Origin of the sequence: Saccharothrix xinjiangensis, assembly GCF_039527585.1 — a bacterium.
In the GTDB taxonomy this organism is placed as follows: domain Bacteria; phylum Actinomycetota; class Actinomycetes; order Mycobacteriales; family Pseudonocardiaceae; genus Actinosynnema; species Actinosynnema xinjiangensis.
The window spans coordinates 494,531-507,461 of the sequence record NZ_BAAAKE010000004.1 but is presented as its reverse complement, the minus strand read 5'-3'; the positions used below and the strand labels follow the sequence as shown (position 1 = coordinate 507,461).

Annotated in this window: 16 protein-coding genes; 3 read left to right on the top strand and 13 right to left on the bottom strand. The window is 72.9% G+C overall.

What is annotated here, in order from left to right:
* Positions 1-480 precede the first annotated feature (480 nt).
* Entirely contained in the window at positions 481-1,545 is a 1,065-nt protein-coding gene (locus ABD223_RS13100) for an NADH:flavin oxidoreductase/NADH oxidase (RefSeq protein WP_344036376.1), read from the top strand.
* A gap of 79 nt (positions 1,546-1,624) precedes the next feature.
* On the opposite strand, the gene ABD223_RS13095 is transcribed toward ABD223_RS13100, so the two are convergent.
* Entirely contained in the window at positions 1,625-1,807 is a 183-nt protein-coding gene (locus ABD223_RS13095; protein ID WP_344036375.1) for a DUF3073 domain-containing protein, read from the bottom strand.
* A 162-nt stretch (positions 1,808-1,969) separates the two neighbouring features.
* On the opposite strand from ABD223_RS13095, the gene ABD223_RS13090 reads away from it, so the two are divergent.
* Positions 1,970-2,851, top strand: a complete 882-nt coding sequence (locus ABD223_RS13090) for a DUF8083 family protein (RefSeq protein WP_344036374.1) — start codon at positions 1,970-1,972, stop codon at positions 2,849-2,851.
* Here ABD223_RS13090 and ABD223_RS13085 read toward each other — a convergent pair.
* From ABD223_RS13085 to ABD223_RS13065, 5 genes are all read right to left on the bottom strand, one after another.
* Complete coding sequence (locus ABD223_RS13085; RefSeq protein WP_344036403.1) at positions 2,804-3,985, bottom strand: MFS transporter; 1,182 nt, start codon at positions 3,983-3,985, stop codon at positions 2,804-2,806. The genes ABD223_RS13090 and ABD223_RS13085 overlap by 48 nt on opposite strands.
* Before the next feature lie 46 nt (positions 3,986-4,031).
* Complete coding sequence (locus tag ABD223_RS13080) at positions 4,032-4,613, bottom strand: RsiG family protein (RefSeq protein WP_344036373.1); 582 nt, start codon at positions 4,611-4,613, stop codon at positions 4,032-4,034.
* A gap of 60 nt (positions 4,614-4,673) precedes the next feature.
* The gene (locus ABD223_RS13075) at positions 4,674-5,522 is read right to left on the bottom strand and encodes a beta-keto acid cleavage family enzyme (RefSeq protein WP_344036372.1); all 849 of its coding nucleotides are present in this window, start codon (positions 5,520-5,522) and stop codon (positions 4,674-4,676) included.
* 244 nt (positions 5,523-5,766) lie between these two features.
* Entirely contained in the window at positions 5,767-6,861 is a 1,095-nt protein-coding gene (gene ygfZ, locus ABD223_RS13070; RefSeq protein ID WP_380647935.1) for a CAF17-like 4Fe-4S cluster assembly/insertion protein YgfZ, read from the bottom strand.
* 26 nt (positions 6,862-6,887) lie between these two features.
* On the bottom strand, positions 6,888-7,355 hold the full coding sequence (locus tag ABD223_RS13065) for a Fur family transcriptional regulator (protein ID WP_344036401.1): 468 nt from the start codon (positions 7,353-7,355) through the stop codon (positions 6,888-6,890).
* A gap of 87 nt (positions 7,356-7,442) precedes the next feature.
* On the opposite strand from ABD223_RS13065, the gene ABD223_RS13060 reads away from it, so the two are divergent.
* Entirely contained in the window at positions 7,443-8,285 is an 843-nt protein-coding gene (locus tag ABD223_RS13060) for an aminodeoxychorismate lyase (RefSeq protein WP_344036371.1), read from the top strand.
* A 226-nt stretch (positions 8,286-8,511) separates the two neighbouring features.
* On the opposite strand, the gene ABD223_RS13055 is transcribed toward ABD223_RS13060, so the two are convergent.
* The 7 genes from ABD223_RS13055 to ABD223_RS43510 all read right to left on the bottom strand — a co-directional run bounded on the left by ABD223_RS13055 (position 8,512) and on the right by ABD223_RS43510 (position 12,888).
* Positions 8,512-9,354, bottom strand: coding sequence for a 5-oxoprolinase subunit C family protein (locus tag ABD223_RS13055; RefSeq protein ID WP_380647907.1), 843 nt, complete (start codon positions 9,352-9,354; stop codon positions 8,512-8,514).
* 101 nt (positions 9,355-9,455) lie between these two features.
* Entirely contained in the window at positions 9,456-10,061 is a 606-nt protein-coding gene (gene pxpB, locus ABD223_RS13050) for a 5-oxoprolinase subunit PxpB (protein WP_344036369.1), read from the bottom strand.
* 208 nt (positions 10,062-10,269) lie between these two features.
* On the bottom strand, positions 10,270-10,905 hold the full coding sequence (locus tag ABD223_RS13045) for a heme-binding beta-barrel domain-containing protein (RefSeq protein WP_344036368.1): 636 nt from the start codon (positions 10,903-10,905) through the stop codon (positions 10,270-10,272).
* A 173-nt stretch (positions 10,906-11,078) separates the two neighbouring features.
* Entirely contained in the window at positions 11,079-11,381 is a 303-nt protein-coding gene (locus ABD223_RS13040) for a DUF1416 domain-containing protein (RefSeq protein ID WP_344036367.1), read from the bottom strand.
* A gap of 2 nt (positions 11,382-11,383) precedes the next feature.
* A complete protein-coding gene (locus tag ABD223_RS13035) occupies positions 11,384-12,229 on the bottom strand; it encodes a sulfurtransferase (protein WP_344036366.1) in 846 nt (281 codons plus the stop codon).
* A gap of 24 nt (positions 12,230-12,253) precedes the next feature.
* A complete protein-coding gene (locus ABD223_RS13030; protein ID WP_344036365.1) occupies positions 12,254-12,706 on the bottom strand; it encodes a DUF4395 domain-containing protein in 453 nt (150 codons plus the stop codon).
* Between the two features lie 104 nt (positions 12,707-12,810).
* Positions 12,811-12,888, bottom strand: a complete 78-nt coding sequence (locus ABD223_RS43510; protein ID WP_360103130.1) for a putative leader peptide — start codon at positions 12,886-12,888, stop codon at positions 12,811-12,813.
* Positions 12,889-12,931 lie beyond the last annotated feature (43 nt).

Genomic DNA, 12,931 nt, shown 5'->3' with positions numbered 1-12,931 from the left:
GTCCTGCTCTATCACCTCGCGGTCGGCCGTGTACCGCACGACCGTGCCGATGTTGAGCAGCTCTTGTCGGGTGTTCTCTCGGAGGCGACCCAGCAGGCTGTTGCTGGGCCACACTGGATCCTGTGTCATCGTCGTGGTCGGCATGGGCAGCATGTGGATCCTGTTACTGTCGTGACCGGCGGGAACTTCCAATGGCCGACCTGCGTCGGGCGGCAAGTGATGGTCTCCCCGAACGTGCTGCGGACAGTACACCCGAATGGGCGTAACTGGCCCCTTCTGTTCGGCGTTTTGCCGGGCCACCCCCTCTTGAAGATCACGTGCGAATGCACGGGCAATACCGAATCGAATGGAATTCCGCAGCTCCCGGGACCTGGGACGCGCACCACACCGGGAACAGGAGTCCGATCCGGGACCTTGGACCTGTTGACGCGCCGAACGGCCCGTCTGGCACCCCGGACCCCGGAACCGCAGGAGACGCACGTGAGCCAGCTGTTCAGCCCCCTGACCACCCGGTCGGTCACCCTCCCCAACCGGATCGCGGTCAGCCCCATGTGCCAGTACTCGGCGCGGGACGGCCACCCCGACGAGTGGCACCTCGTGCACCTCGGCTCGCGCGCCGCCGGTGGGGCCGGGCTGGTGCTCACCGAGGCCACCGCCGTGCAGGCGGTGGGCCGGATCTCGCCCGAGGACACCGGCCTCTGGGACGACGCGCACATCGCCTCATGGCGCCCGATCGCGGAGTTCGTCCGCGCGCAGGGCTCGGTGGCGGGCGTGCAGCTCGCCCACGCCGGGCGCAAGGCGTCCACCTACGCGCCGTTCGCCGCCGAACGCGGCGGTGTCGCCGACGCCGACGGCGGCTGGACGCCCGTCGCGCCGAGCGCGGTGGCCTTCCACGACAGCTACCGGACGCCGACCGAGCTGGACCGGGAGGGCATCGCGCGGGTCGTCGCCGACTTCGCCGCCGCGGCGCGCCGCGCGGTCGAAGCCGGCTTCCAGGTCGTCGAGGTGCACGCCGCCCACGGCTACCTCCTGCACGAGTTCCTCTCGCCGCTCAGCAACCACCGCACCGACGCCTACGGCGGCAGCCTGGAGAACCGCACCAGGCTCGCGCGCGAGGTCACCGCCGCGGTCCGGGAGGCGGTGGGCGCCGACGTGCCGGTGTTCGCGCGCATCTCCGCCACCGACTGGGTCGAGGGCGGCTGGAGCGCCGAGGACAGCGTCGTGCTCGCCCGCGACCTCGCGGAGCTGGGCGTCGACCTCGTCGACGTGTCCACCGGCGGCAACGTGCCCGCGGCGGACATCCCGGTGGGTCCCGGCTACCAGGTGCGGTTCGCCGAGGTCGTGCGGCGGAAGGCCGACGTGCCCACCGGGGCGGTCGGCATGATCACCGACGCCCGGCAGGCCGAGCAGGTCCTCGCCGACGGCTCGGCCGACCTGGTCCTGCTGGGGCGCGAGCTGCTGCGCGACCCGTACTGGCCGCTGCACGCGGCACAGCAACTGGGGGCGCAGGTCAACCCGCCGAAGCAGTACGCCAGGGCGTTCTAGTCAGGACCCGAGCCCAAAGGTCGGGCTGCCGGTGTGAAGACCGGCAGCCCAACCTCCGAGCAGCGGGTGTTTGGACGTGTCAGCGACGGTAGTCGTCGTAATCGTCGTCCGACGGTTCGTCGAAGCGTTCGTCGGTACGACGAACACCGCCGCCCTCGCTGGACAGCTCGCGTTGCAAGGCCTCGAAGTCGGTGTTGTGAGAGCTGTACTTCAGCTCCCTCGCCACCTTCGTCTGCTTGGCCTTCGCTCGGCCGCGCCCCATGGCTCGACCCCCTCGCACAGGGACGGGGGCGGCCGGGGGAACGGCGGCCCCACTCGTCTCGACAACTAGTTCCTGGTAACTACCGTACCGTGCCGAAGGGGTTCCTCGCGACGCGGTAGGCGTGAGACGTGCCGTCGAATCTCAACGTGGGAGGATGCGCGGGTGCCTCGACCGTTCGTCGCCTACCTCAGGGTGTACGAACCGCTGTCGGCTCTTGACGCACCGTTGGCCGACCAGGTGCGGAAAGCCCTGGAGAGCGGGGTGCTGAGCCGTGCGGACGTCGCCGCGCGCGAACGGGAGCTGTGGTTGCGATCACAGTTGGCCCGGCCGCGCCGCCTCCTGCCGGGTGAACGCCCCGACGGGCGCGTCGCCCCCGACGCGCCGTTCGACGTGATGACCATCAGCCCCGCCGAGGTCCCCGGCGACGTCGGACCCGGACCACTGGTCTGCCCGCTGGACCTGCGCGCCAGGTCCGCCGCCGCGCTGGTCGGCTTCCTCGCCTCGACCACCGGTCCCCTGCGGGACGAGGCGGTGGCCGTCGAGCCGGACGCCGTCCGGGCGCGGGCGTCGGCGGTGATGGCGGAGCTGACCGGCGGCGCGGTCCACGTCATCTCGACCACCTGGACGGTGCCGCTGCCGTGGTTCACGCTGGTCGCCCCGGACGCGCGGCGCATCGTGCTCGCGCCGAGGAACGACCCGGAGCGGCAGGTGTCGTGGCGGGTGTCGATGGCCGACGCGCGGGCCAGGACCGCGCGGGCGCACCGCGTGGTGTCCCGCTCCCTGGGCGACGAGGGCCCGGCCAAGGTGCTCGCGGACACCGGGCGCTGGCTGGACCACTTCGCGCCGGGCTCGGCGGTCGAGCTGGACTACGGCGGCCTGGTGCAGCTGGTCGACGACAAGGACCTGCTGGAGGACACCTCGGCCACGGACGTCAACGCCATCGTCGACGCCCTGGAGGAGGGCGACGCCGAGGAGGTCGCGCTCCGCTACGAGCGGCTACGGGAGTTCTGGGGCGAGCTCGCGCGCCGCGAGCGGCACGGTTAGCAGCAGCCGCGCGGCCACGGCCGCCACCGCGGCCGCCAGCAGGGCGGCGGGCCACCCGAGGGTCACGGCCGCCCAGCCCGCCAGCGGCGGCGTGACGGTCGCGCTGAGGTAGTTCGCGGTGTTCTGCATGCCCAGGGCCGTGCCCGTGCGGCCGGGCGGGGCCAGCTCGCCCGCCGCGGTGATGGCCAGGCCGTTCCAGCACAGCGCCAGCGCCGCGGTCGGCACGAGCGCGGCGACCAGCAGCCACACGGGCGCCCGGTCCAGCGCCGCGCACAGCGCGAACCCGACCGCGATCAGCACGCTCAGCGACTTCAGCGGGCGCACCCGGTCGCGCACCCGGTCCGACCAGACCCCGACCACCAGCCTGCCGAGGCCGCCCGCGACCTGCGCGACCGCGAACAGCCCGGCGGCCACGCCCACCGCGAGGCCCCGGTGGTCGTGCAGCAGCTCCACCATCAGCGCGGCGGCGGTGAACTGGGGCACGACCAGCAGCCCGCTCGCGGCGCTCAGCCGGATCAGCCCGCGGTCGGACAGCACCACCCCGTGGCCGCGCCGGGCCCGTACCGCCCACGGCGGCTCCCGCACCCACACGGCGACGGCGACCGCGACGAACGCGGTGAACCCGGACAGCGCGAGGAACGCCGCGGGCACCCCGGCGCGCACCGCCACCACCGGCAGCACCACGGCGGCCAGCGCCGCGCCCAGCGGCGTCGCGGTCTGCCGGATGCCCATGGCCAGCCCGCGCCGGTCCGGCGGGAACCAGGTGAGCACCGCCCGCCCGCTCGCCGCGTTCACGCTCGCGCCGAACAGACCCACGCCGACCAGCGCCAACCCGGCCACCACGGCCCCGTCGAACGCCGCCGGCGCCAGGCACAGCGCCGCGCCGAAACCGCCGATCGCCATGACCAGCCGCTCACCCCGCCGGTCGGCGGCCGCGCCCCACAGGACCAGGGTGAGCATCGTGCCCAGGTTCACCGCCCCGAGCAGCAACCCGACCTGCGGCAACGACAGGTCGAAGTGGTCGCGCAGCTGCGGCGTGATCGCGGGCAGCCCGAGGAACACCGCCGCGTTGGCGCCCTGCGCCACCGCGCCGACGGCCAACACCACCCAGCGATAACGCGCGCTCGTAGCCATCAAGCGGCGACGTTAGCCAGAACTCCCACAGAGCGGGAGAGCGTTCCTACTCCTTGGAACGCCCGGGGTTGGTCGGCCACCCGCGCTCGGCCGCCAGCAGCTCGTCCACCGACGCGCTGCCGCTCTGGTAGCGGCCCGCGATCTCGGCGTTGAGCAGGTCGACCACGGCCTGCACCTCGCGCCGCCGCCCCGACACCGACGCCTCCTCGTTCACGAAGACCCGCAGCGCCAGTTCCAGCTTGTCGTCGGACAACGCGCTCACGTCCGACAGGTCCACGTCCGAGACCAGCGCCTCCACGTGCCGCCGGTGCGCCTCCGCCCGCGACGGCTCCTGCGTCTGGTAGCGACCCAGCCCGGTGGCCGGCCCGACCGCGTTCGACGACAGGATGGTCGCCAACTGGTCCACCACCGCCGAACCGCCCGACACCCGCCGCTCCTGCTCGGCCCGCACGATGTCGATCCGCGCGTGCAGCAGCCGCCGCAGGTACGACAGGTCCGTCTCCTCCTGCGCCGCCTCGTCGCGCAGGGCGCGCACGTCGGCGAGCGGGAGCCGCTCGGCCCCCTCGGCGTAGTCGGGGGCGAGCACCCGGTCGATACGGCGGCGCCCGCCAGGACGCACCTCGATCACGTACTCATCCTGAGGTAGTTCCTGCCCACCCGCCAACACAAACCTGCTTCCAAAGTTGTCTCAAACCTGTACCGGACTGCGCACGCCCAGGAGTGCACGTGCATCTGCGGGTGACAACGGCGGCCGCTGCGCGATCCGAGCCAACCCGGCCGCCCTCGCGACCAGCTGCGCGTTGTCCCGGACCGGCTGGCCCTTCGCGTACGACAGGGTGTCCTCCATCCCGACCCGCAGGTGCCCCCCGGCCGCCAGCGAGGTCAGCATCACCGGCAACGAGGTCCGCCCGATCCCGGTCGCGGAGAACGACGCGCCCTCCGGCAGCAACCGCAAGGCCGCCGTCACCGTCTCGGCGTCACCCGGCATCCCGCCGGGCACCCCCATCACCAGGTCGACGTGCACCTTCCCACCCGCCGGCAGCCCGTGCCGGTCCAGCAACCGCCGCAGCGACGCCAGCTGGCCGATGTCGAAGATCTCGTACTCCGGGACGATGCCCCGCTCCTGCATACCCCGGTGCAGCGCGACGACAAACTCCCACCGGTTCATGAACACGTCGTCACCGAAGTTCACCGTGCCCATCGTGCAGGACGCCGAATCGGGCAACGCGTCCAGCACCCGCAACCGATCGGCCTCGGCATCGGTCACCGCGCCCCCGGTGGACAACTGCACCACCAACCCCGTCCGCTCGCGCAGGGCCGCGACGGTCTCCTTGAGCAACCCGAGGTCGAGCGTCGGCCGCGCGTCCGCACCGCGGACGTGGACGTGGACCATGGCGGCCCCGACCTGCTCACAGGCCTCGGCGGTGGTGACCAGCTCCTCCAACGTGACCGGGAGCTGCGGGACGTCGGCCTTCGAGTGCTCGGCCCCGGTGGGGGCGACGGTGAGCAGCGTGCCGTGGGATCCGGGTCGGGACATGCCGTGATCCTGGCACAGAAGTCAGCCGGAACCCCGTCCCGAAGACAACGCGGAAGGGTGGCAACGCAAACGGGGAGCGTTCCCGGTCCCCGACAACGCAATACCTCAAGGACGGCGCCGCGCCCAAAAATCACACCGGGACAACCGGCGCGCCGGCGCACACGGCACCCAGCAGGCCCTTCCCCGGCGGCCTGCCCAGCGGCGAGCGACCGCTCTTAAGCTTTTCTCTCTTTCTTTTAAATCCTCAACGCCCCAAATTGCGCGCAGCCTCACGGCCCAACCCGGGCGTGTCCGGCGGCACGGAATCGGGGTCCACCGCGGCCTGGACCCGCCGATCCTCGGCCCCGACCAGCAATTCGGTCTCCGGCGGAACCGACCGCTTCACCAACGCCAGCACCACCGGCCCCAACTCGTGGTGCAGCGCCACGCTGCCCACCCGGCCGACCACGCGCTCACCGACGAGCACCGGGTCACCGGTCTCCGGCTGCACCTCGCGCGACCCGTCCAGGTGCAGCAGCAGCATCCGCCGAGGCGGCCGGCCCACGTTGTGGACCTTCGACACCGTCTCCTGCCCCCGGTAGCACCCCTTGTCGAGGTGCACGGCCCGGCCGACCCAGTTCGCCTCGTGGGGGATGGTCTTCTCGTCCGTGTCCACGCCCAACCGGGCCTGCAGGGACTCCACGCGCAGCGCCTCGAACGCCCAGCTGCCGGCGGCCCGCGCGCCCGCGTCGGTCAACCGCCGCCACCACCGCACCAGCGAGGCGCGCGGCACCACCAGGTCCACCGCGTCATGACCGGGCCACGGCATCCGCCGCGCGAAGCCGCCCCCCTCAAGCGCGACCACCCCGTGCGGCCCCTGCGGCAACGGCACGCCCAACCGCTCGAACAGCGCCGGCGCCTCGGGCCCCACCACCGTCAGCACGGCCAGCTCACCGGAGGCGTCCCGGGGCTCCACCTTCGACCAGAACACCATCCTGGTCAGGTAGGAGAGCAGCTCACCGACCCGCTCGGCCTCGGTGTCCAGGTAGACGACCCCGCCCACGTTGGCCACCACCGCGTGGTGCTCGACCCGCCCCTGCACGTCCAGGATCAGCGCCTCGGTGCCGGCTCCCTCGCCCAACGAGGTGAAGTGCTGGCTGGTCAGCGAGTGCAACCACGTCAACCGGTCGTCCCCGGCGACCGCCACCACGGCCCGGTGCGAGCGGTCGAACACCGCCACCGACCGCGAGGCCGACCGCTGCTCGGAGAACGGGTCGCCGAAGTGCCACGGCACGCCCTGGTCGGGGTTGCCGTCGAACGGCGCGACCGCGCCGCCCTCGGCCAGCAACGGCGAGTTCACCAGGATCGGGTTCTCCAGCGGTGGGTTCACTCGGACTCCTCATCGGCGCTCTCGCCCTCGTCGGCGTTCTTGCCTTCAACGGCGCTCTTGCCCTCATCGACACCCTGGCCCTCGTCGGCGCCCTTGCCGAGGCAGTCGCGGCACGTGCCGGACAGCGCGAGGTGGCTCGCGTCCAGTTCGAACCCGTACCGGCCCGCCAGTGTTCCCCCGAGAGGTGAGAGGAGCTCGCACGGCACCTCCTCGACGCGCCCGCAGCGGTGGCACACCAGGTGCACGTGCTCGTGCGGGTCCACCGAGTAGTTCGGCGCGCCGTGCCCGAGGTGGGTGTGCCGGACCATGCCGAGCCGGTCCAGCAGGTCGAGCGTCCGGTAGACGGTGGTGATGTTGACCGTCGGCGCGGTGCGCTGGACGTGCTTGCAGATCTGCTCCGGGGTGGCGTGGCCGAGTTCGCGCACCGCGTCCAGCACGAGCTGGCGCTGTGGCGTCATCCGCATCCCCCGGGCGTGCAGCGTCTTGCGCAGGGCCTTCGGTCCGGCGACGGTGTCCACCTCACCGATGGTAGACGTGAGTAGTCTCACCACATGCGCGTGCTCGCACTCCTCGACGGAACCCTGGCCGACCCCGACGCCCCGCTGATCCGGGTCGACGACCTGGGCCTCGTGCGCGGCGACGGCGTCTTCGAGACGATCCTCGTCGTCGACGGCGAACCCCGCGAACTGGGTCCGCACCTCGACCGCCTGGCCCGTTCGGCGGCGATGCTGGACCTGCCCGAGCCGGACCGCGCGGCGTTCGAGCGCGTCGTCGGCCTGGTGCTCGACACCTGGGCGGGCGACTCGGAGATGGCGCTCAAGCTCGTCTACACGCGCGGCGTGGAGGGCGGCGACGGCACGCCCACCGGGTTCGCGCTCGGCATGGGCATCTCGCCCAAGGTCATGGCCCAGCGCGCGGAGGGCATCGCCGCGGTCACCCTCGACCGGGGCGTCGAACCGGGCCTGGCGGACCGCGCCCCGTGGCTGCTGCTCGGCGCCAAGTCGCTGTCCTACGCGGTGAACATGGCCGCGCTGCGCGAGGCCGAGCGCCGGGGCGCCGCCGAGGTGGTGTTCACCACGTCCTCCGGCTCGGTCCTGGAGGGCCCGACCTCCACGCTGATCCTGGCGCGGGGTCGGCGCCTGACCACGCCGCCGTCGGAGCTGGGCATCCTGCCCGGCACCACGCAGGCCGCGCTGTTCCGGGCCGCCGCGCGCGAGGGCTGGACCACCGAGGTCGCCCCGATCGACGTGGCGGACCTGTACTCGGCGGACGGCGTCCTCCTGGTGTCCAGCGTCCGCAAGATCACCCGCGTGCACACGCTGGACGGCAAGGCCCTGCCGGATTCGGCCGACCTCCACGCCGAGCTGGCCGCGCTCTACGAGTCGGAGTACTGAGGGAAAGCGGCCCCGGCAGGGGCCGCCCGCCTCAGCCTCACCTCAAGCCCACGTCCACGGCGTTGATCAGCACACCCCCGGCCGTGTCGCCGGACATCTCCCGGATCATCGCCCCGAGCAGCCCGCGCTGCCTCAACCAGGCGGTCTCCCTCCCGATCGCCCGGGGGTCGTCGAACGCAGGGGGAGCCGACCGGGTTGACAATGGGGCTAGACCAATTCCTCCCATTCAGCCCTGCGGCGCGAACCTCAGCAGGGTCCCGGGCCGGGCCTGCCCGAGCAGCGGCAGGGCGCGTTCGGCGACCACGCCCACCACCGGGTAGCCGCCGGTCGTCGGGTGGTCGGCGAGGAACACCACGGGCAGCCCGTCGGGCGGCACCTGCACCGCGCCGGTGACCAGCCCCTCGCTGGCCAGCTCGCGCCCCACCCGCTCCGGCGCGCGCTCCAGCGAGGTGCCGGTGAGCCTGATCCCGACCCGGTTGCTGCGGTCGGACACCGTCCAGCGGCCCCCGAGCAGCTGCCCGCCCGCGTCGGCGAACCAGTCGTCGCGCGGCCCGAGCAGGACCGGGACGACCAGCTCGTCCGGCGCCGGGGTCGGCACCAGGACGTCCACCCCGACCGGCACGCCCGCGGGCTCGCCGAGCGGCACCTCGTCGCCCTCCGCGAGTGGTGCGGGGCCGAGCCCCGACAGCACGTCGGAGGCCCGGCTGCCCAGCTCCTCGGGCACCGCGACGCCGCCGGACACGGCGACGTAGGCGCGCAGCCCGCCGCTCGGCGCGCCGAGCGCCAGGGTGTCGCCCGCGGCCAGGTGGAAGGGGGAGTCGCGCAGCACGCCGTTGACGCGCGCCGGCGTGTGCGGGCCGGTCACCGCGACCGTGCACGAGGCGTTGGCGCGCACGACCAGGCCGCCCAGCAGGACCTCCAGGCCGGCGGCGTCCTCGGGGTTGCCGACCAGGCGGTTGGCGAGCTTGAGCGACGGCGCGTCGAGGGCCCCGGAGGGCGGCACGCCGAGGTGCGCGTGACCCGGCCTGCCCAGGTCCTGGACCAGGGTCTGCGGTCCGGCGCCCAACACCGTCAGCGAACGCGGAACTCGGGGGTCCCGGGCGTACGACTCGTGACCTCCGGGCGTACGACTCGCGATGTCCGAGTGGAGGACACGCGGTTCGGCGGGCGTCACGGGGTGGCCTCGAAGCGGACGCGGTGGCCGGGGGCCAGCAGGGCGGGCGTGGGGCGGCGCGGGTCGAACAGGGGCGCGTCGGTGCGGCCGATCAGGCGCCAGCCGCCCGGCGTGGCCCGCGGGTAGGCGGCGGTGAACTCGCCCGCCACGCCCACCGAGCCCGTGGGGACCCTGGTCCGGGGCGAGTCCAGGCGGGGCTGGCGCAGCGGCTCGGGCAGACCGGTCAGGTAGGCGAAGCCGGGCGCGAAGCCGCAGAACGCGACCTGGTACTCGGCGCCGGTGTGCAGCTCGACCACCTCGGCCGGGGTCAGGCCCGCGGCGCCGGCGACCAGCTCCAGGTCCGGGCCGTCGTAGGTGACCGGGATGACGACCTCCTCGGTGGCGGTCGCCGCCCGGTGGGCGAGGTCGGCGGAGGCGAGGACCTCGCGCACGGCGGGCAGGCCGCCGGGGCGGGTGGAGACCAGGACCGTGCGCGCGGCGGGCACCAGCTCGACCACGTCCGGCAGCCGGGCCGACGCCAGGGCGGCGCGCACCGCCTCCACCTCGTCGAGGGAGTCCACCTCGACGAGCACCGCGTTGGTGCCGCACTGCCGCAACCGCATGGGGCCAGTCTACGTGCTCTTGGAGGATTGTTGAACAATCCGCGGGTCCGGGCACCCCGGAAGTCAGGACGGCGCCGGGTGGGGCGGCAGGCGCGGTCGACACCTCGCGGTCAACCCCGCCGGGTCAACCCGGCCCGGTCAACCGATCGCGGGCGACCCCGCTCCGGTCAACCCCGCCGGATCAACACCTCGCGGTCAACCCAACCCGTCAACCGACGATGCGCTTGAGGTGCGCCGAGGTGTGCGGCTGGAGCGGCTGACCGGCCATGGCCCGCTCCTCCACGTAAGCGAGGTCGCCGTTGTTGACGATGCCGTACAGGCGCTGCGCCCCGACGACGTCCTTGGCGGTCGCGGTGCGCACCACCGCGTCGGTGCCGAACTCCCACGACGTCTGGTTGCGAGGCTTGCCGTAGTACAGCTCCACGACCCCGGTGTTGTGCGTGAGCAGCACCTCGATCGTGTCGTCGGCCTGCGGTCGCCAGAAGCCGGCCTCGCGGGCGGCCTGCCGCACGACGTTCCCGTCGGCGTCCAGCAGCCAGGACCGGGCCTCGTAGTAGAGGAACGGCCGGCCGTCGTGCGCGAAGGTGACCTGCTGCCCGAACCGGTACGGGCCCTCGATCGTCGGGTACACGACCTCGCCCTCGCCGCGCCACACGCCGACCAGCGGCAGCAGCGACAGGCACGCGTCGTGCAGCGAGGGGCCCTCGCGCAGGTTCGCGGTGTCCGCCGGCACGGGCAGGTCGTCGAACTGCGGCAGGTTGCGGGCGCGCGTCACCTCGGCGCGTGCCGCGGCGGCCTGCACGGCGGCGTCACCACTGCCCGGAACGGGCGTTTCGGCGCTCACCGCTGGTCGGAGAACAGCCGGTAGACCACGTACCCGGCGAACCACACGACCAGCAGGGACACGAGTACCAGCAGCCCGGTGAAGAAGTGTTCCACCAGGCCAGTTTAGGCCCACGCCCCGGGAAGCCGCCGACCCCGGTGGCGAACGCCACCGGGGTCGGGGGAGAACCGGGCTCAGGCCACCGCGACCTCGACCGGGTGCACACCCGGCCCGTCGGCGGTCACCGACGCCTGCCCGTTGCCGGTCCGGTGCAGCGCGCGGACCGTCCACCGGCCGGGCGCGGCGTAGAACCGGAAGTCGCCCTCCGCGGAGGACACGACCTCGGCGGTGAACTCGCCGGTGGCGTCCAGCAGCCGCACGAACGCGCCGCCGACCGGCGCGCCCTCCGACTTCACCTTGCCGGTGAGCACGACCTGGTCGTCACCCACGGCGAGGTCGACGCCCTGCTGGGGCGCCCCGCAACCGTCCAGGCTCATCGTCACGCCCCCTTGCCGTCGCCGAGCTCGACCGGCACGCCGACCAGCGAGCCGTACTCGGTCCAGGAACCGTCGTAGTTCTTCACGTCCTCGTGGCCCAGCAGCTCGTGCAGCGCGAACCACGTGTGCGACGAGCGCTCGCCGATGCGGCAGTAGGCGATCGTCTTGCGCGAGCCGTCGAACCCGGCCTCGCCGTAGATCTCGGCCAGCTCCTCGTTCGACTTGAACGTGCCGTCCTCGTTGGCCGCCTTGCTCCACGGCACGTTGATCGCGCTCGGGATGTGGCCGCCGCGCTGCGCCGCCTCCTGGGGCAGGTGGGCGGGCGCGAGCAGCTTGCCGGAGAACTCGTCGGGCGAGCGCACGTCGACCAGGTTCTTGGCGCCGATGGCGTCCACGACCTCGTCGCGGAACGCGCGGAGCGACAGGTCCTGCTCCTGCGCCTGGTAGGCGGTGGCCTCGCGGCTGACCTGCTCCTTGTCCAGCGGGCGGCCGTCCAGCTCCCACTTCTTGCGGCCGCCGTCGAGCAGCTTGACCGCCTGGTGGCCGTACAGCTTGAAGTACCAGTACGCGTACGCGGCGAACCAGTTGTTGTTGCCGCCGTAGAGGATGACGGTGTCGTCGTTGGAGATGCCCTTGGCCGACAGCAGCTTCTCGAAGCCCGCCCGGTCGACGAAGTCGCGGCGGACCGGGTCCTGGAGCTCGTTCTTCCAGTCGATCTTCACCGCGCCGGGCAGGTGGCCCCCGTCGTAGGCGGTCGTGTCCTCGTCGACCTCCGCGAACACCACACCGGGCGTGTTGAGGTTCTCCTCGGCCCACGCGGCCGAGACCAGGACGTCTTCACGGCTCATCGAGCTGCTCCAATTTCTTCGTTCTTACTGCGACGGTGTCGACTGGGGACGGGCGAGGAACGGTGCGCGGCGGCGCAGGAGCAGGAACACCTCGCAGCCGAGGCACAGGCCGAGCGCGGCGTTGAGCAGCGCGGCGACCAGGGCGGCGGAGGTCGCGACGACTCCCAGCGCGGTCAGGCCGGAGGCGTAGCCGATCGTGCCGACCAGGGCGAAGACGAAGCCGACGCCCTGCGCGAACCGCAGCGGGGCGGCCTCCTCGCGCTCGGTGACCGGCGCGAGCCTCGGCTGGACGGCGAACCGGTAGACGTGGCCCCACGGGTTGAGCTTGAGCGAGATGAACGCGCACATGGCGAACAGCACGGTCTGCGCCGCGAGCAGCCGCCACGACCCGGTGAGCAGCACGGTCGCGAGGATCGTGGAGGTGATCCAGGCGCTGAACCGCGGTCCGCGAGGGTCAACGGGGGCGTTTTTCGACACGGCGACCTCCTGACGGTGGACAAAGACGGGTGGTCCGTCTTCAGGCGGTGGTAAGGCAGGCGGGCACGCGAGTCAAGGTCGTGCCGGCGCCGGGAACCGCCCGGTCAGCTCGCCGCGCGACACAGGCTGCTGCGCACGCGGCACAGGTCCACCGCGAGTCGCTTGGTCAGCAGCGTGGTCATGGGTGCGAGGGTAGCCGCTCGTCCCTGCTGTCGGGAGTGCTGC